The following is a 17685-nucleotide window of genomic DNA, read 5'->3' on the forward strand; positions in this document are numbered from 1 at the left end:
TGGACTGACCCCTTATATTATCGATGAAATGCACTTTCCATTTCCACTTATCGAAAAAACCTGCATTTCATCCCCGGAGTATAATTTTGCACACAAGGGGCATGTGTGGGAAAACACCGATGTTTGGTGCGTTCGGGACCTTGCCATATCTTCTTTGGTACTGGTTATCAGATGGTGTATCTTACTATCGTAATGACCGGATCCTTTGAAACTATTTTTTCGATTGCCAATGCCTGGATTTTGCCTGGCTGGCTTTTATTGCTATTTGCCCCGTCCTGGAAGTATACCGGTAAGATGGTGTATTACCTGATCATCCTGGCGCTGGCTATCACTTATGCGGTGTTGTTATTTGGAGATTTGGGGAGTTTCGATCCTGAAGCGGGTTCTTCATTGGAGGCCCTGGCGAATGCATTTGGATCCCCTCGGGTTATCCTGATCGGTTGGATACATTATTTGGCCTTTGATTTATTTGCAGGGCTTATTATTGCCAGGGATGCGCGGAGGATCGGGTTGAATCGATTTTTAATGATCGTTCCCCTGTTTTTCACCCTGATGACCGGGCCCTTCGGCTTGCTGGTTTACTCTTTGATACGAATCGCTCATACCCGTAAGCTGGATATCCCTTTTGAGGATCAGGGATAAAAGGGAGGCGGACCCGGGGGGTTACGCTAACACAGTAACCATAAGCCCCGGCTTACCTTCCTCCGGGAGGGCAATGAAGTTTAAGGTAGTTTGTGTACATCGTTGAAAGATGCTCCCACGTCCCTTCTCCTTCACTAAAACCATGCGATCGGTTCGGATAGGGCATAAACTGGAATTGTTTGTTGTGTTTTATCAACTCGTTGATCAGCAACTCCGCATTTTGGTAATGGACATTGTCATCTCCGGTTCCATGGATGTAGAGCAAGTTGCCTTCCAGCTTCCCGGCGTGCGTTACAGGTGAGCCTGCGATAAAGTCTTCTCTGTTTTCCTGGGGTAAGCCCATATAGCGCTCCTGATAAATGTTGTCATAGGTCAGCTGATTGGCCACAGCCGCGAGTGAAATCCCTGTCTTGTATATATCCGGGTGTTTAAACATCAGGTTCAGGGTTGCTGACCCCCCTCCGCTATGGCCCCATACGGCTACGCGTTCTGAATCGACGAAATCCCATTTCAGGATTTCCCTGGCTGCCATAGCCTGGTCCCTGATATTTACTACCCCAATTTTTCGATAGATGGATTTTCTCCATTCCCTTCCCTTGGGAGCAGGGGTGCCCCGGTTATCCAAGGAAATATAGATATATCCGTCATCGGCCATATTCCCTTTGTAAAACCAATTCCGACCGACGTTATACGCGTCGTTCACCGTTGTTCCCGCAGGTTCGGTATAGACGTAAAATACGATAGGGTATTTTTTAGACGGATCAAAATCGGTTGGTTTGACCATCCATCCGTCCATTTCAATATTGTCTGCTGTTGTTATGGTAAAAAACTCTGCGGTTGGCTTTTCTTCCAGTTCCCCAAGTTTGGCGAGAATGCTTTCTTTCTCAGTCAGGGCTTTGTGATTGACAACTTTTATAAACTCCTTGGCCCTGGGCGTATGGTGGTTTGAAAACGTATGCTCTGCGTAGGTGCCGTTCGAGGAGAATGAATAATCATGGGTACCCTTGAGGCTTTCCGGGGATACAAGCTCATTTTTTCCTTTTCCGTTCAGTCTGGACCGGTATAAATACTTTTGGGTGGCGTTATCCGGGGATGCCAGGTAATAGACGAATCCTTCTTTGGTATTGATGTGCTTCAAATCTATGACGTCGAATTCGCCCTTTGTGATGAGCATCTCCGGCTTACCCTCAAGGGAAACCTGGTACAAATGCCGCCAACCGTCTTTTTCGGAGGCCCACAGGATATTTTTGTTTTTATCCAGAAAACTGAATCCGTTGGTGTAGTCTATGGCATAGGGATTCCCGACTTGAAACATGTCTACCCAGGCCTCGTCCGACTCCTGGTGAATCGATTTCGTATTTCCATTTGAGGCGTCCGCGATGTACAGTGTACTCTGGTTCTGCTTTCGATTCAATTGCTGAAGCAAAAGCTCGTTGGTCCCCGGGATATACTCCATACGGACCAGGTAGTTTTGGGCGGGGTCCCCCGGGACCTCCATCCATTTTGTTTTGGCATCTGAAAGCGCAACAACTCCAACCCTGCAGACAGATGGGGTTTCACCTACTTTAGGGTATTCCAGCGGGACTAACTGAGAATAGATTTCCTCGGTGTTGTTTATCATGTAGAACTTTTTAATATCCCCTGCATCGATCTGCCAGTAGGCAATGGATTTGCTGTCCGGACTCCATCGAAAGCCATCTCTGCAGAAAAATTCTTCCTCATATGCCCAATCAAAGGTTCCGTTTATCAGGGAAACCGTGCCGTTGGTTGTAAGGGCTTGAATGGCGCCGGATTCATAGTTTTCACTGTATAAGTTGTTCCCCGAGACATAAGCGATTTTGTTTCCGTCAGGTGAGAATTTCGCAAACATCAGGGAGGCCGATGGGAGGTTTTTCCCGAGCTGCTTCAGTGTATTGGTTTTAAAGTCAAAAACCCAGTAATCCCCTTTTGTGTTCAGCCTCCAAACTCTCTGCGTATTGGTAAACAACAGTATTTTTTGCTGATCCGATGAAAATGAGAAATGGGCCACTTCCAGGGGTTCTGAATGGCCTTCAGGGGTTAATTGGGTTTTGGAAATGACGGTTTTTGCCTCATGATCCGGCAGGGTATAAGTCCGCAACTCATTGTTTTCCAGTTTAAAATAGGAATCCCCGTCGTTTGTCCAGTTTACCTGGGCTGCCCCCGTAAAGTAAAGGCATAAAAGGCAAACAAATAAAAGGGTTTTAAAGGTCTTCTTAGGCATGGGTAGTTGATTTTTAAGCTTCATTATTACAATTGGAAAGTCAATTTTTATCCTGTATTTGGCCGGGCCGGCAAATCAATGTCGTATACTGTTTAGAGTATGTTTCTAAGCGCTATTCCTGATAGGCTCCTGAGGAGTAGGTCAGTTCATAACTATGGGTATAGATCTCGAAGACGATGCCGAAAGGATCCTCCACATAGACCATTTTATAAGGTTTTTCGTTCGGGTAGTATTCGCGAATAGGCATCCGCTGTTTCCCGCCATGTGCAACAATTTTTTGCGTTAAAGCTTCAATCTCCGGGTCCTGTACACAGAAGTGGAAAAGCCCGGTGTTAAACGGATTGAACTCAGGGGCTTCCTTCATTCCATGGGGGAAAGCGAACAATTCGATCCCTATTCCGTCTGAAGTGGACATATGGGCGATTTCAAAGGCTTCCCAATCCGTTCCGAAAACATCGATGCACATTTGCCCTATGGCCGTTTCACTTTCCTTCAGGACTTTTGAAGGGGGCATAATGAGATACCACCCCATTACTTGACTATAAAAATCTACCGCCTTTTCAATGTCCGGAACGGTAATGCCGATGTGTGAAAAAGACCTTGGGTAATTTGAGTTGATCATATTGTGAGGTTTTATCTCGTTTTCAAAGAGCGGCCCTGACCCGGGCTTACGAAAGTATTTCATGGAATTACAATCCCATGCCAATCCATTTCTTTTTACGGTTCTTCAAATGCCAGGATCCGCTTCTGAAGGGCTTCGTTTTCCCTTTCCAGAGTTTGTACTCTGGTTTCCAGGGCTTTGATCTGCTCCTGGGACTGTGCGATTTCAGTTTCGAGTTTCTGAAGTCGTTCTTCTTTGTTTGGATTCATATTGCAGGCCGTAATTGAGACCAATAAGGCTGCAATGAGAAGTGTTTTTTTTATCATGATTACGGGGTGAATAATGGTTTCAAAGGCCATGTACAAAATGATATGCAGGCCGAAAGTTTCGGACCCACATGGTTCCGGAACAAAATTTCAATCCCAGAATGTCTTCGTGCTTTACGTATTCCAATGGAAAATCTAATGTGCTCCTAAGTCCGGTTCAAGGATTTGTCTTTCCGGTATCTTATAAATAAATATACCAAAGAAATGAAGGCAACCATGATATAGGCCAGAAAAGCCACTTCCAGATTAAAATAGTAATCCAGGAGAAGAAAGGGCAAAGCGAAAACTACTGTGGCTACAACGATCAAAAGGAGCAGGGTAAAAACGCTGAAAGAGCCTTGAAGTAATTTTTTTGTCGTCATGGGATTTGTGTTGACTTGGCGCAATGATTGAAAATTTGGAGCTGTCCAGATAAAATGCAGCGGCTCCTAAAAATAAGGAAAAAATAAATACCCCGGGGAAGCATCCATTTGAGGGAAGTCAGCAACTAACTGCTTTTATTTATTAGGGTCTCTTAATGTTAAATCCAAGGGAGGACATAAAGGCAATGTAACAGACCACTACCAATGCATGGTTGTCAAAGTTCCATTCTTAAAAGTCGAACACGTAAAGCAGGCGCCACTCGCAATAAGGGCGATGATGAAAGCAAAAATAATTAAGGATAGTGTTAAGATTCACTATCATTTAAGGGTTACAGCCCCTAAATGTTCCCCCATGAGCATGTGCTTGTAATATGTGCTGTCCTCATTCATAGGGGCTTGTAATTCAAAGCGCACATTTTCCTGGAAGATCATGACAAAATCTGAGCCCCCAAATGCAAAGTGCCCCAGCATATCTCCTTTTTGGACCAGCGTGCCAGGGGTAATATTGGCCTCAAAATTAACGGAGCTAACTACTGCCATGCCAATGGGTAGTAGGGCCACCAATCCATAGTTTTCGGTTTCGAGGATAACACACCCACGGGTTTCCACAGATTGCCAACCTGTTTTGGCCGTGGGGTTGAAGGCATATCGTTTTTGATCTGCATCCCACCAAAGCTCACCTCCTGTTGGGTTAATACCCTTTATAATCCGTGATTCGAGGATCTTGCCGCCTATGGGAAAGTGATACCTGTGGTAATCATTGACGTTCAAAAAGGAATGTGTCAGTGTTCCATTGGCAAAAGCGTTTTGGTAGGCACTTCCTTCACCAATCAACTCACTAACGGATCTCAGGGTAGCAGACTTTACGGGTACCCCGGCTTTACTTTCAATATTCGATAGACTATCAATTGCCCAAACTCCCTGAGGTTCGGAGTCGGCAAACGATACCACGACGGAATCCACCTCCGGACTTGCGATGGGGCGCTGGTCCGGGGATTTCAAATAGCGTGCAAAGAACTGGTTGAAAGTCTTCCAGTTTGAAGGGTCTTCATACCACCCATTTTGAAGGCCAAAATTTGGATCGTTTAGCGCCATATGATAGTATTCTTCGTTCCAAGATGCTTCGGTATCGAGGTAGTCGCCCCAGGTTTTACTAAAGGAGGTCAACCATGCTGAAAAGGGCCCGTAATACTGAAGGGAATTATTTACCAGTCCTTTACCTTCCAGCTCTGGAAGGGGTTGATCTATAAGGAAATAGAAGGCGCAGAACCCCTGAAAAATATTGTCAAAAATCTCGGGATACTCTTCTTTTTCAATAATTGCCCATGGCATTGTGGTTTCCATCCATGTCACAAACCTGTAATACTCTTCAAGGCTTTGGGCCGGGTTCGTATTTGGGTCCGGATTAATGGCTTTCGCCTTCTCTAAGGAGGATTCCAGCATTGCTTTTAAAGCAGGATCCTTCTCCAAAAGGGTCATAAGTTCTTTTGTCGCTTTTCCAGCTTCAACTTCTTCAGGGGCGCCACATGAAAATACCAGGAGGCTTAGCGCCAGGACGAAAATCAAATTTTTTAAGGCTCTCATTTTAATAAATTTAGGTGGTTATCTCTTATGCTCCGGACTGTCAAATCCAGCCTGGCACCCGGCGGTCCATTCATCGGGTTGATTTCCATAGGCAGGGATTCCTCCATTGTCCTTCAGCATTCTGGCCAGGTGCAAACAGTTCCAAACCAGGAATGTCGTATTCCGGTTTGTAAAGTCATTTTCCGGTCCTCCGGAACCGGGATCCCGGTATGATGGTCCAGGACCTGCCTCACCCATCCAACCTGCATCTGCCTGGGGTGGAACAGTATATCCGATATGGGACAAGGAAAACAAAATGTTCATGGCACAATGTTTTACCCCATCTTCATTTCCTGTGATTAATGTGGCCCCCACTTTATCGTAATCCCTGTATTGGCCTTTCTGGTTGAATTGATGCGTATAGCCATACATGCGCTCCAGGGTTCGGTTGCAAACGGATGACTTTTCGCCCAGCCAAACCGACGTACAAAGAATAAGAATGTCACAGGCATCCACTTCTTTTTGAATAAGGGGCCAATCGTCACGGTCCCATTCCGGTGTTTTAGACATGTCGAGGCCCAGACCTGCCGGAATGACGTAATCTACGGGTCTTATAATTTTCGTGGCAGCACCCACAGATTCAAAGATGGTCTGTGCTTTCTGAATCAGGCCCTCTGTATGGGACAGCACAGGAGTGCGGTTTAGCGTACAATTGAGAAACAGCACCTTGAGGTCATCGTAGGATGCCGGAGGGTTTTCGCAATGCTTTTCGGTCATCCGTTTAAGTTGATCGCTCATTTTTAAGGTTTAGGTTTATATGCCGCTTGTAATTTACTTTCTGTATTCGTGCTTTACCCAGTCCACCTCCATGACCCATTCGCCGCTCATAGGCGAGTCGGTGATTTTGGCGAAGTTTAAAATAGCAAACATGGGCTCTGGATACTTATCACCTTCACCCGGATTCCGGTAGACTTCTTTGCCGTCGAGTCGATAAACCAGGTCACTCGCTTCCCATTCCACGGAGTATTCATGAAATTCATTCAGTGTTGCCGGAAAATTTCTTCTTTGACTTTCCCAGTCCCCTTTGTCACATTCACCCAAACTAACAATTGCCCCTGTGGTAAATTCATCTTTCATATGGTCCCCGTGATGTTCAAAAATGTCGATTTCTCCGGATCCTGTAAGCGGCCAGCAAATGGTCTCATCATCCTCCTGAACCGGGGGCTCGTTGTTCTGGGCCCCGAGCAACCACCAGGCCGGGAACATACTTGCCTCTCCATTACTCGATAGTTTAAGACGAGCCGTCCACTTGCCCTTCACAAATTCTTTGCGATTTTTAGAACAAATTCGTCCGGCAACATATTCGGTGTCGGGGTGTTGTTGGCCATGTTTGTCAAAATTATCACAAGGTCGCTTTTCGCCTGTATTGACCACTTTGATCTTTAAGGTACCCTCACTTACCTCCCGGGTGCCAAACTCGCCATCGGGCACGTAGCAGTGATTTTCATTATTTACCCAAATCCTTTGGTCCTGCCAATTCTCTGGATTAAAAGTTTCAAATTCATCGAGGAAATCCGTTTCCCAAATAGCATCCGATTCTTGTACTGCCATACTTTTTTTATCGCTGTTTTTACAACTATAAACCAATGTTAAAAATACAAGCAAGCCTATGGTTAAAACCTGTTTCATTTTGTGAAAATTTAATACAGAAAGATCATTCCTTTCTTTGGAGACAGACTAAAGGTAAGGGATAGATTTGACAGATGGTAACCGCTGGGTTACTCAATATTAATTTTGCCCTCTATCCAGTCCGGCAAATGGAAATTCATACCGGTTTTTTCCTCGATTTCCACCAATTTATTTCGCAACCCTATGGATCGCAACCCGATTTTAGCCCTTAATTCATCCGTCTGTGAAAGGGTGGATTTTTTAGGTGAAATCAGAAACCCATATCCTATAGCCGTCCTTTCTGAGGCGGCCGCCTTTTGCCAATCATCTGCCAGGGCAAATTCATAAGGTGACATCTCGCCATTTTCAATAGCCCCGATCAATTTGGGCTTGATGAAATTATAAAGGGTATCTCTTCTGGAATATTCAAGGGAAATCGAATTGTGGTGACTGATAATCGTAGACATCCAGAAGTCGTTCCCAATCAGTTTTTCTCCCGGATATCCCACTGTGTCGATTATTTCCACAAGGCTGAGCATCTGTTTTTCGCTATGCGGTGCAAATGTGATTGTCCCGTACTTTTCCTGAGCCTTATTCCCTATCTTTAGGAGGGCCCCCATGGCCTTCTTCTGATCTTTTTTGAACATAAGATGTACTTCCTCCCTTAAATCCGGATCGATTTTGGCCTGGTACTGACTGCGAAGCCCGGCATAAGACTGCTGTATTTCAGTCCATTCAGAGTCCTTCTGAAGGGGCTTTAAAAACTTATTTTTCTTAATGTCCTTCAGGGCCCATCCGGCCGCCATTCCCGCCTTGATATATTCGCAAGCCTTAGCCCTGTCATCCAGGTATAGCGCCAATTGCGAAGCCACTTTGTAGTCTCGCATAAAAACGAAATCGTAGCGCTCAAAAATTTGAGCGTATTGTTCTAAAGCCGCTTTAAATTGGTGTTCGCCAATTGACTTTTCCGCTGCGGTAATTTGTTTGTGATACTCCAGATAATCCGGACTTTCGTACGTCTGAAATCCCATGGATGTCAGTAGGGGGAGGAGAAACAAAACAATTGCCTTCTTCATGGGATATCAGTTATAAACCCTGATGATCTTACCGTTGTCTTTTCCCTTTACACTTCGGGTATACGCGTTTACAACCTTGGTCATGGGAATCGGATTATGGCCCGGGAAATAATCCCTGTACTTATCGTAGGCATCCTCAACCACACCCAGGGAGACCGCATTTACGCGTATTCCGTCTTCAATTTCGAGTGCAACTGCCTGGACAAAGCTGTGAATACCGCCATTGACCATTGCAGCACTTGTCGTTTTGATTACCGGATCATCGGCCAAAATACCAGTAGAGAGCGTAATGGATCCTCCTTTGCTCAAATAGTTCTTTCCAATCCGGACAAGGTTAACCTGCCCCATCAGTTTGCTTTTTAAGCCAATATAGTAGTCTGCCTCTGTCAACTCCTCAAAGTCTGCCCATTTCGCCTCTCCTGCAATACAGATTACCGCATCGACTGAACCAACCTTTTCGAACAATGCCTGTATGGAATTACTATCCGAGATGTCTACGGTATAATCCCCGCTTGTCCGGCCAGCAATAACCAGGTCGTTTCCCTCTGCAAAATGGGAAGTCACCTTTTTTCCAATCGTACCATGACCTCCAATGATTAGTATTCTCATCGTATTTACTTTGAGATAAAGCTAGGGTTTTCAGTTCAATATAGCTTTATTCCTGTTGAGGTCATCCCCGGCATTTCAACCGTGGTAACTACAGATTAAAATTGACAATTTTGCTTCTCAGGGGAGTTGTTTACCTGCTTTGAAAATGGATCGTCTGCATCGCCCTGGGTGCAATTTGCATGGCATGTGAATCCCCCTCCAGGGTAATGGTAAGTTCATGAGCCACTTCGTTTCGGTTAAAAACAACCACGGCAATGGAACCATCCGGGTTTTTGGCAGCCGTATAAATAAGGCCTTCCACATCTTCGCCTTTCACTTCGATCCTGCGGGCTTCAGGGCGGATGAATTTGCTAAAGTGGCTTAGCAAATAATAAAGCGGGGTGTAAATCACTTCGTGCGTAACCGGATTGATAAGTACCGGAGCGCTGTTAAAGTTGTCATAGGGATTTGGTTGCCCTTTATGGCTAAGAATGATGCACCATTCAACATACCCCTGTGTTCCGTGATTCAAATCGGAAATGATATCATAGGCGTAGGTGTCGAAAGGCACAAAAGTACCCGCATAGTCGGTGCTCTCCCTCCAGTACTGACCAATGGGATCCTCGGCATCAATATCGATACTCGATTCGGAGTGGATCATTCCCTTTTGTGGCCAGGCCGTCCTTAGGGCGTCCAATTCCTCCGCATACCAGTTATTCGCTTCCAGTTCTGAGTTGGCATACCAATGAAATGCCGTGCCCCAGGCATATTTTGAGGCTTCAGGGTCCTGGTATGTCGGCGTTACATAATCGTTTAGTGTAGATTTGTTGTGGTCGTAGATCAGCACCCGCAATCCGGAATCCAGGTCATCGGGGTTAAGGTGACCGTCTTTTACAAGTTGAGGACCCAGGTGATCCCGCAAAAAGTCACGACCCTGCTCAGGGGTAAACCCATTGCTGTCCCAGCGGGCATCATGAGCATGTAAGGGCTCGTTCTGGGGCGTAATGCCCCAGAGCGTAATTCCCTGTTCGGCATAGGCACTTACATATTTCGACAGGTATTTGGCCCAAAGCCCATAATACTCTGGGAGTAAGGTGCCATTGGTCATCTCAGCCGTTTCTCCTGTTTTCATCCATGAAGGCGGGCTCCATGGGGATGCAATTATTTTGAAGTCTGCCCCGGGAATATTGGAGGCCTCTAAGATCATCGGGATAAGGTCATAGGAGGGTTCTGCCAGTTCAATTCCGCGTACCTGTTCGTTTTCATCACCTGTGAAACCTCTCATATCCTCATATACACTGAATGTGGAAAGATCTACATCACCATCCTCAACATAGGTGTAATGATTGTTGGCGTAGTCACTGCTGTTGATGTGCGTTCGCGTAAGAGTGAATCCTGCGCCCTCCGATGGGCTGAACAACCGGGTCAGGACCTCGTGTCGCTGTTCCGATGGAAGGGTTGCAAGGTTCCAGGCCGATGATTCCGTAAAGGAAGCTCCGAAGCCGTAATATTTTTGAAATTCTTTATCAGGAAAAAGCTCCAGAGCAACTTGCTTACCGTGCACTCCAGGGAATTGCACTTCATCGTTCGAAAGTAATTGGAGATTGTCACCAGCCTGGGATGTTTGATAAACAAAGGCTTTATAAGCTGCGGAATCACTTTTAGGTTTGCAGCCTACTGAAACAAGGGATAAGGCGAGAACCAGCGAAGGCATAAGCCATGCAAAGGTCATCAGGGAAATTCTGTGAAGGGTTCGGTCTGTCATAATTCTTTGCGGTCTGAAAATCTGGTTCGGATCCTAAACCCTTTAGAATTGAACCGGAATTGAGAAAGCATACAAGATAGTTGTTTCAAGACCAACGAGTACTGCCAACCTTCAATTGGAGTGGTTCTTACAAAGCAAGATGCCGCTTTCGGAGATAATGATTCTGGGTTACCTGGTCTAAAAATGTTTTGGTGCCGGCCAATTCAAATTGCAGTGCCTTCGGAAGTTCGGAAAACAAAGGAGAACCACCACCCAGTAAAATAGGGATTGTGGTTAGAATCATCTCATCAATAAGGTCCGCTTTCAGAAAATTACGTATGGTTACCCCGCCATCTATATAAAGCCGGAAAAAACCCATTTGGTGGATCTGCGCTAAAATTTCTCCAGGGCTTCCCTGGGTTAAAAACACCTTTTCTTTCAGGTCCTCAGGTATTTCTTTCAGCGAATTGCTCAAAACAAAAACAGGTATTGAATAGGGCCAGACTACATTAAACCCACATACCGTTTCAAACGTTTGTCGCCCCATAACGAGGGCGTCAATTCTATTGATAAAGTCCGTGTACCCCATATCCTCCTGATTTGGATTGGGAATTGTGTGCAGCCAATCAATACCCCCCTTTTTATCGGCGATATAGCCATCCAGACTCGACGCGATGAATACGCTGTTCTTTTTAAGCATCACTTATTTGTTCCTTGCGAAGGACACCACCTCGATTGATCAGAGCAGGATCGCGTTTTAAAACGCCTTGCATGAGGTCTTAAAGGTGGTTTACCATTCCCAGCCAAATCCCGTAGTAAAGATATAATCGACCTCTCTGCCAGCTTCAACCGGACGGTTATCGTAGTTCAGGGTAAAACCCGCTCTGACATAAAAGTCATCAATAAAAATATCGTCGTATTTCGCATCGAATCTAAAGTCTGTACGAATACGTCCGGATTCTACAGATTCGTCGGAAATAATGGTTGGGTAGAATACCACAGTTGTGAGAAGGTTCAAATCCCCGATATCATACAAGTTTAGCTCAGTACCCACAAATCCTTCAAGGGACCTTCTGCTGGGGGCCGTTGTCGTAGTCCCATCCTCCGGGTTTAATACCGGGGTATAGGATTCAGCCGTGAACGCAACCCCTCCCGTCACATTCCAGTACATGGAGTTTGACCGTTTCACAAAATTACCAACTCCAAGTTTTCCGGTAGACCGCAAATCTAACGACTGTTCCGTATTGGATAGGAAATCCAGGTCCACTCCGAGATTCCAATCTTTAGGCAGGAAGTACCGGTAACCGATGCCGGCGTCATTTCTTTGAATATCGGATACATTGTCCTGGGTGGTGATCAGCGTATTATAGTACAATTCTGCTGACCAACGATCCTCGAGATAACCCAATCTCAGATTGCCATTTAATTGTCTTTGATTATTGGCCTTGGTCAGAGAAAGTCCAAAGTCAATATTGGCTGAGAGGCGGCTTAAAAAACCACTATCGATACTTTTGATATTTACGACATCAATTTGGTCTACGGTCAGGTCCTCCCCCTCTTCATTATCGATGAATATTTTCCCTTCGCCGGCACTGCTGAATGTCCCATTGATTCTTTCTCCATCGGAAAGCGTAATGAGATAGCGTTGTGTCGCCTTCATTTCTTTGATGTCTTCCCAGGTGATTTTAAAATCAGAATCTGAATACGTAGGTTCAATGGTCAAAACACCCCGGTCCATTCCTTTTAAATCCCCGACAATAATATCGCCATTGTTGAGATACAAAGTGTCATTTTGTGCCCAGCTCACGCTGTGCAGGCCTACGAGTAAAAAAACAATAAAGTAGAATTTGTTCATGGTAAAAGATGTTTAGAAAACTGTTCTTTCCGGCATGTAACTTCTTTTTTTTGGGAATCCAGTTACAGTCGAAGCGTCAAATTCACGGCAAATATAAATCCTATAGCCCGGTTCTTCTATATCATACTTCTGGTTTTTGCAACTGAGCGCTTACATAGGCGATTTCACTTAAGGGTTTCCTTAAGGATCTGGTTCAGGGATTATTATGATGATTAGATCGTGCCTTAATGATTACAACAAAGGACTTCGGAAATGTCTGAATTGACTTTGGATTACATCGCCGGAATCTTCTCTGTTCACAAAAGGTGTTTACTCAATATCCTCAGCAGTTATTTGATAATCATACTTATAAAAGCGCTTTGAGGGCTCGCTAAAAATCCAGTAATCATCCACATTAAAAATATTCTTTCCAGCCGTATTTTGATTGAATACTTTGAGAATTTCCTGTGAGGTACTTTCGATGTAAACGGAGTCAAATTCCATTAATGACGGTTCTAGAAAACCGCCGGTAGAAGAAAAGCCTTCCTGAAACAAAAGGGTTTCACCAGGGCGGAGGACCAATGTTTCGTTTGGGACTACGGAAGAAAATAAAATGAGGGATAGGGGTTGTGACGTTTTATTTTCAATATTGGCGTCCATCACAGACGCCGGGTCGCAACTCGTTACAACAGCAGTAAGAAAGAGGCAAAGGATAAATCGCTTCATGGGGCATTTGGTGTTGGCGCCTTTGCGGTCTAATCGTTTCTCAGTTGAAATAAAATATCCATGATTTCAATATCCGGAGCGGCTACAATTTCATAGGCTTGCGGGATGCTTTTGGCTAAATCCGTTTTTTGGAAGGATTGAAGGGATTCTGGGGAATCCCAAACGTAAACACCCCCGTACACTCCAGCCTGACCTGTTTTTACATAGTATTTCTGGACAAGCCCTGGTATCGCTTTAAACTGGGGCTCCCTTTCTCGTGCCTTACGTAAGAGTTCTTCTTCCGAAAGGTCAGATCTTAATTTGATAATCTGTAGGATCATAATTTTGAATGTATTTGCGTGGGTTTTATTGATAGATTCTGATATAATCCACCTCAAGCGCACTTTCGGTAAATTCAGGATCAATGTCCGGTTCAATGGCAATATTCAGAATTAAATAATAGTCCGAATCGTAGGGCCAGGTATTGGTGTCCTTCTTCGAGGGTTCGTATACATAATGAACGACACCATCAATGCTGAAAGTCATTTTGTTTTTTGTCCATTCAATCGCATAAACGTGAAATTGATCGGATACTCCCGCCACGCGCCGCCCTCCAAGATTTTCAACTGCGCCCCCATAACCTGAACCATTATGGACCGCACTGGACACGTAGTCCTGGTTCTTTCCCCAGTGTTCAAGAATATCTATTTCCCCACAGTAGGGCCATTTCACCTTCCCAAACCCTTCGTTATCCCAGTAGGCGCCATCTTCGTCAATGTTTTTGTTCAACATCCAGATGGCCGGCCATGTACCTGTCCCTTTGGGCATTTTTGCCTTAATCTCCACCCGTCCATGCGTAAATGTAAATTTTGAATTCAATCGGGCTGAGGTATAGTTTTTCACTTCACCCTGATCTTTGAACACTTCCTTTTTTGCAACCAGGTGTAAGAGGCCGTCTTTTAGATAAGTATTTTCCTGTCGGTCTGTGTAATGGTTTATTATTCCACCAAACCAACTTCCTCCTGGTGGCAGTTGGGTCTGGTGAAACCATTTTTTGGCATCTACAGGTCCATTGCCTTCAAACTCATCTGACCATACTAAAGTTTCGAAGCGCTTACCTGTTGCTGTTTCCTGTAAAGGATTTACGCTGTTTTGTGCGCGTAAATTTCCAAGAAAAGTCAGGCATGTTATAAAAAGTACAACACTATATTTCATGTAAGCGGTCGGTATATTCATCTTTTATTTAAGCTTAGTATGGTTTGGGGTACCCTTGTCATTTTCGTTTCTCCCTTTTGTATTTTGTTTCGTACTCTTTTCAATTTTGGCAGGCGCACCACCGGATTCCCAGATGGTGATTCTGTTGTCATCCGCTTCTGCCGGGAATGTAATTTTTAAGGGAATCTCTTCAAGAACGAATACCTTTTCACCTGTGGATTATTGCCAGGCCGTATTGACTTGATTAAATTAAGAATTTTTATCCTACACGGGGCTCTTGCCCCACTTGGAGGTGCAAATTACCTACCCTCTAAACTCAAAAAATGGATTCCAAGTTCAGATACTCGGTTTCAAGAAAGAAAATATTCCATTCCCCATATTCATAGTTACCCAAATTCTCGGCACGGGAAAAGAAGAAATACTTTCCATCTCTGGAAAACCTGGGACTGCTTTCCTCATTTTTAGTGTTTATCAATTTTCCAATTGGCCTGGCTTCACTCCATCCATCTGCTACTTTTTTCGACACAAAAATGTCTTCACCTCCCGCTCCGCCTGGAACTCCGTAGGAATTGAAAAGCAAGTACTTTCCATCCGGGGAAATTACCGCTGAATATATCCAGTACTGCTCATCACTGAAGATGCCTTTTACCTCTTTTGGTTCCGTGAAGCCCTTGCCATCAAAATTGGTTTCGTAGAGTTTAATAGCGTTTGTTCCACGCTTCATTGTGGTGAAGTAAAAGGTTGTGTTGTCATGGGTAAAGAAGAAATTATTGTTGGAGGAGGGCCATTCTTCATTTTCGCTTTGAACGGCGTTGATGGGTTCGGGCAAAGGTCTGGGTTCACTCCAGCCGTTATCCGCTTTTTCCATCATCCAAATATTCATGTCAAAGTTGCCTTTGTTGGGCTTATTCGGAATGGGTCGTTTTGAACCGAAGAACAGGTATTTGCCGTCCGGTGTTATGGAGGCGGCCTCGTCCCGGTCTGTCGAGAATTCGGCACGTCTGGCTTCGGTCCACTGCCCATCTTTAAAATGGCTGATATATATTTTCTGTTTTTGTTCCGGGGCCCTCCGTGAGAAGTAGGTTGTCAGGCCGTCAGGTGAAAAAGCGAGTTCAAATTCACTGTGGTCTTCTGTGGAGATCACGCCAGGTGCAAAAGGGACAGGACTCTTAACGGGCTCTTTAGAATAAACTGCGTTGGGGATTTCGGTTTTTTGATTGCAACTGCTAAGCGCAAAGATTGAGAATAGGATGATGATGTATTTTTTTTTCATGGCCATTTAGTTTTCTCGGTTATCGTGACTCCCTTTTCAGACTCAGGTCAATCAGCTCAATGAGTTCCTTTGCCTGCTGTTTAAGGCTCTGAAAATACCGGATCATTCCCGTTCTGTGTATATAATTCTCCTTAATATAATTCCTTCCCTGAATGCTTTGTGCAAAATCCAGTATAGCATCAGGCTGGCCGTTATCCCGGGGAAGCATAGGAAAATCCGCGATATGGATTTCTATTTTGGAGCGTATGATTTCATTTATGTCGTTCTCAAAGGCGTGATACTTTTCTTCTTCATTATACGCATCCAAGAGGTATTTAGTGTCGGTATAATATTTGGTGAGTTTGTTTTGGAGGTCTGCAAAACCTGTGAGGTTCGGGTTTTCGGAATTTTGTAGTTTATTGAAGGTCCGTGCCGTCATAGGTTGCTGGTAATAGGGGCCTAAGAGCACTTTTCTCAAACTATCTCTATGACTCAGATCATAGGAAACCAATGTCAGGGCCCAGCGTTCCAGTTTTACCTGATCTTCCAACTTTCCGATGACATAATTGGATTCCAGGGTATCCCTAACCAAATCTTTTCTGAATTCTTTCAGCAAAGCCCTGGACTTTCCAATTTCTTTCCTGCTTTCATTCCAGGTATTGATTTGCAGGGCGATCAAAATACCTATGACCACCAGTACAATTTCCCCAAGGGCGTAGGTGAGGTACTTGCCTGTTTTGCCTTGTGAAAGCAGGTTTCGTCTGATGCGTTTGAAGAATTTAAACATAAGGCTGGGGGGTTAATATGCTAAGATACTAAGGTCTTTTATCTTATTGGGTATGGATTGCAAGCGGGGCTGTCATTCATTGAGAACCGAATGCAGGGGGCGAGTCTCCTGTTCTGAGGGGTGTCCACTTGCCTCCGAAACACATGTAGTGACTATTGCAGCCCGGCTTATGGAAATTGCGAACGAGATCACAAGCCTTAGATTATCAAAAAAGGACGAATAGGAGACTGTAAGTATCCAACGCTGTGTGAATTGAACAATTTCCTTCCAGAATGGATATCACGGTCCGTCTTTAAGTTTAGAGTGATTCATAAATATCCACCAGGATTTTTGAAATTTCCGACATGGAAGGATCCTGTTCCTGAAGGGTATGCGGACCTTCTACTGTGATTACTTCCCAGTTTCTGGCTTTAGCTTTTTTGGGTGCGCTTTTAGTTCTCATGTACCCAAATATTTCCATGGCTTCGGTAGCAATTATTATGGTGCCATCTGTTTTTACATCATTGACAATTTCTACGCGCTCCGTATAGGATTTCAAAGGATGTTTAGACATTGTTGGAATGGGTTCTCTCAATGCATCGGCAGTAATGAGCCATCCGTCTCCATTTTCTTTTGCAGATTCCATTGAGATACGCGCAACCTCAGGGCCAAAAACATCCAGCGTATTTTCTCCATTGTCTGCGGGTGCGCAATCGATATAAACTTGATGTTTTATCTTGTTTCCAACCTTGTCAACAACTCCCGATATTACAGGCCCGCCATAGGAGTGCGCTACCAATATGATATTGTCTAAATCGCGCCATTTGATAAAATTAACAATGTCATTTATATGGGTTGAAATGCCAGTCTCCTTGGATAATAAGTGATTCTTTTCACCCAGACCGGTCAGCGTTGGATTGTACACTACATAACCTTTAGAAACCAGGTCAGATTTGAGCAGGTTCCACTGTCCTCCCCATTGAAAGGTGCCATGCACCAGAACAAAAACAGGTTTGGCAGATTCATCCTGGCCAGAAATGGGCGAGGGATAAAGACAAAGGGTTAACAGAAAAAGCAAAAATGAATTGATGTGTTTCATGT

The 17685-nt window shown here is 44.6% G+C and carries 19 protein-coding genes; 1 reads left to right on the forward strand and 18 read right to left on the reverse strand.

The window, feature by feature from the left end; translation table 11 throughout:
• Positions 1 to 171: 171 nt before the first annotated feature.
• A complete protein-coding gene (locus tag QU605_RS08235; protein ID WP_289724809.1) occupies positions 172 to 642 on the forward strand; it encodes an ABA4-like family protein in 471 nt (156 codons plus the stop codon).
• A gap of 52 nt (positions 643 to 694) precedes the next feature.
• On the opposite strand, the gene QU605_RS08240 is transcribed toward QU605_RS08235, so the two are convergent.
• From QU605_RS08240 to QU605_RS08325, 18 genes are all read right to left on the reverse strand, one after another.
• Complete coding sequence (locus tag QU605_RS08240; protein ID WP_289724810.1) at positions 695 to 2884, reverse strand: S9 family peptidase; 2190 nt, start codon at positions 2882 to 2884, stop codon at positions 695 to 697.
• 112 nt (positions 2885 to 2996) lie between these two features.
• The gene (locus QU605_RS08245; RefSeq protein WP_289724811.1) at positions 2997 to 3506 is read right to left on the reverse strand and encodes a lactoylglutathione lyase family protein; all 510 of its coding nucleotides are present in this window, start codon (positions 3504 to 3506) and stop codon (positions 2997 to 2999) included.
• A 95-nt stretch (positions 3507 to 3601) separates the two neighbouring features.
• Complete coding sequence (locus QU605_RS08250) at positions 3602 to 3844, reverse strand: hypothetical protein (protein ID WP_289724812.1); 243 nt, start codon at positions 3842 to 3844, stop codon at positions 3602 to 3604.
• Positions 3845 to 3957: 113 nt separating this feature from the next.
• A complete protein-coding gene (locus QU605_RS08255) occupies positions 3958 to 4173 on the reverse strand; it encodes a hypothetical protein (RefSeq protein ID WP_289724813.1) in 216 nt (71 codons plus the stop codon).
• 318 nt (positions 4174 to 4491) lie between these two features.
• On the reverse strand, positions 4492 to 5757 hold the full coding sequence (locus QU605_RS08260) for a phosphatidylserine decarboxylase (RefSeq protein WP_289724814.1): 1266 nt from the start codon (positions 5755 to 5757) through the stop codon (positions 4492 to 4494).
• A gap of 18 nt (positions 5758 to 5775) precedes the next feature.
• Positions 5776 to 6534: a flavodoxin family protein gene (locus QU605_RS08265; RefSeq protein WP_289724815.1), complete on the reverse strand. Its 759-nt coding sequence runs from the start codon at positions 6532 to 6534 to the stop codon at positions 5776 to 5778.
• Between the two features lie 33 nt (positions 6535 to 6567).
• Positions 6568 to 7347 (reverse strand): glycoside hydrolase family 16 protein, encoded by a 780-nt coding sequence (locus QU605_RS08270; RefSeq protein ID WP_289724816.1) that lies wholly within the window; start codon positions 7345 to 7347, stop codon positions 6568 to 6570.
• Positions 7348 to 7514: 167 nt separating this feature from the next.
• Complete coding sequence (locus tag QU605_RS08275) at positions 7515 to 8480, reverse strand: hypothetical protein (RefSeq protein ID WP_289724817.1); 966 nt, start codon at positions 8478 to 8480, stop codon at positions 7515 to 7517.
• Positions 8481 to 8486: 6 nt separating this feature from the next.
• Positions 8487 to 9089: a short chain dehydrogenase gene (locus QU605_RS08280; RefSeq protein ID WP_289724818.1), complete on the reverse strand. Its 603-nt coding sequence runs from the start codon at positions 9087 to 9089 to the stop codon at positions 8487 to 8489.
• A gap of 130 nt (positions 9090 to 9219) precedes the next feature.
• Positions 9220 to 10833 carry a glycoside hydrolase family 30 protein gene (locus tag QU605_RS08285; RefSeq protein ID WP_289724819.1) on the reverse strand — a complete coding sequence of 538 codons (1614 nt, stop codon included), beginning with the start codon at positions 10831 to 10833 and terminating at the stop codon, positions 9220 to 9222.
• Positions 10834 to 10960: 127 nt separating this feature from the next.
• Positions 10961 to 11512 (reverse strand): dihydrofolate reductase family protein, encoded by a 552-nt coding sequence (locus QU605_RS08290; protein WP_289724820.1) that lies wholly within the window; start codon positions 11510 to 11512, stop codon positions 10961 to 10963.
• Positions 11513 to 11602: 90 nt separating this feature from the next.
• The gene (locus QU605_RS08295; protein WP_289724821.1) at positions 11603 to 12667 is read right to left on the reverse strand and encodes a DUF481 domain-containing protein; all 1065 of its coding nucleotides are present in this window, start codon (positions 12665 to 12667) and stop codon (positions 11603 to 11605) included.
• A 309-nt stretch (positions 12668 to 12976) separates the two neighbouring features.
• Positions 12977 to 13372: a hypothetical protein gene (locus QU605_RS08300; RefSeq protein WP_289724822.1), complete on the reverse strand. Its 396-nt coding sequence runs from the start codon at positions 13370 to 13372 to the stop codon at positions 12977 to 12979.
• 29 nt (positions 13373 to 13401) lie between these two features.
• A complete protein-coding gene (locus QU605_RS08305) occupies positions 13402 to 13692 on the reverse strand; it encodes a hypothetical protein (RefSeq protein WP_289724823.1) in 291 nt (96 codons plus the stop codon).
• 25 nt (positions 13693 to 13717) lie between these two features.
• A complete protein-coding gene (locus QU605_RS08310) occupies positions 13718 to 14566 on the reverse strand; it encodes a glycoside hydrolase family 16 protein (protein WP_289724824.1) in 849 nt (282 codons plus the stop codon).
• A gap of 316 nt (positions 14567 to 14882) precedes the next feature.
• A complete protein-coding gene (locus QU605_RS08315; protein WP_289724825.1) occupies positions 14883 to 15839 on the reverse strand; it encodes a TolB family protein in 957 nt (318 codons plus the stop codon).
• A 19-nt stretch (positions 15840 to 15858) separates the two neighbouring features.
• Positions 15859 to 16605 (reverse strand): DUF6090 family protein, encoded by a 747-nt coding sequence (locus QU605_RS08320; protein ID WP_289724826.1) that lies wholly within the window; start codon positions 16603 to 16605, stop codon positions 15859 to 15861.
• 298 nt (positions 16606 to 16903) lie between these two features.
• The gene (locus QU605_RS08325) at positions 16904 to 17683 is read right to left on the reverse strand and encodes an esterase/lipase family protein (RefSeq protein ID WP_289724827.1); all 780 of its coding nucleotides are present in this window, start codon (positions 17681 to 17683) and stop codon (positions 16904 to 16906) included.
• Positions 17684 to 17685: the final 2 nt, after the last annotated feature.

This window comes from Robiginitalea aurantiaca, assembly GCF_030380815.1.
In the GTDB taxonomy this organism is placed as follows: Bacteria; Bacteroidota; Bacteroidia; order Flavobacteriales; family Flavobacteriaceae; genus Robiginitalea; species Robiginitalea aurantiaca.

Coding starts and splice junctions, on each gene's coding strand:
- QU605_RS08290 (WP_289724820.1), bottom strand. CDS start 11,512: ATGCTTAAAAAGAACAGCGTATTCATCGCGTCGAGTCTGGATGGCTAT.
- QU605_RS08260 (WP_289724814.1), bottom strand. CDS start 5,757: ATGAGAGCCTTAAAAAATTTGATTTTCGTCCTGGCGCTAAGCCTCCTG.
- QU605_RS08305 (WP_289724823.1), bottom strand. CDS start 13,692: ATGATCCTACAGATTATCAAATTAAGATCTGACCTTTCGGAAGAAGAA.
- QU605_RS08255 (WP_289724813.1), bottom strand. CDS start 4,173: ATGACGACAAAAAAATTACTTCAAGGCTCTTTCAGCGTTTTTACCCTG.
- QU605_RS08250 (WP_289724812.1), bottom strand. CDS start 3,844: ATGGCCTTTGAAACCATTATTCACCCCGTAATCATGATAAAAAAAACA.
- QU605_RS08275 (WP_289724817.1), bottom strand. CDS start 8,480: ATGAAGAAGGCAATTGTTTTGTTTCTCCTCCCCCTACTGACATCCATG.
- QU605_RS08245 (WP_289724811.1), bottom strand. CDS start 3,506: ATGATCAACTCAAATTACCCAAGGTCTTTTTCACACATCGGCATTACC.
- QU605_RS08265 (WP_289724815.1), bottom strand. CDS start 6,534: ATGAGCGATCAACTTAAACGGATGACCGAAAAGCATTGCGAAAACCCT.
- QU605_RS08240 (WP_289724810.1), bottom strand. CDS start 2,884: ATGCCTAAGAAGACCTTTAAAACCCTTTTATTTGTTTGCCTTTTATGC.
- QU605_RS08300 (WP_289724822.1), bottom strand. CDS start 13,372: ATGAAGCGATTTATCCTTTGCCTCTTTCTTACTGCTGTTGTAACGAGT.
- QU605_RS08235 (WP_289724809.1), top strand. CDS start 172: ATGGTGTATCTTACTATCGTAATGACCGGATCCTTTGAAACTATTTTT.
- QU605_RS08270 (WP_289724816.1), bottom strand. CDS start 7,347: ATGGCAGTACAAGAATCGGATGCTATTTGGGAAACGGATTTCCTCGAT.
- QU605_RS08295 (WP_289724821.1), bottom strand. CDS start 12,667: ATGAACAAATTCTACTTTATTGTTTTTTTACTCGTAGGCCTGCACAGC.
- QU605_RS08310 (WP_289724824.1), bottom strand. CDS start 14,566: ATGAAATATAGTGTTGTACTTTTTATAACATGCCTGACTTTTCTTGGA.
- QU605_RS08325 (WP_289724827.1), bottom strand. CDS start 17,683: ATGAAACACATCAATTCATTTTTGCTTTTTCTGTTAACCCTTTGTCTT.
- QU605_RS08320 (WP_289724826.1), bottom strand. CDS start 16,605: ATGTTTAAATTCTTCAAACGCATCAGACGAAACCTGCTTTCACAAGGC.
- QU605_RS08285 (WP_289724819.1), bottom strand. CDS start 10,833: ATGACAGACCGAACCCTTCACAGAATTTCCCTGATGACCTTTGCATGG.
- QU605_RS08280 (WP_289724818.1), bottom strand. CDS start 9,089: ATGAGAATACTAATCATTGGAGGTCATGGTACGATTGGAAAAAAGGTG.
- QU605_RS08315 (WP_289724825.1), bottom strand. CDS start 15,839: ATGAAAAAAAAATACATCATCATCCTATTCTCAATCTTTGCGCTTAGC.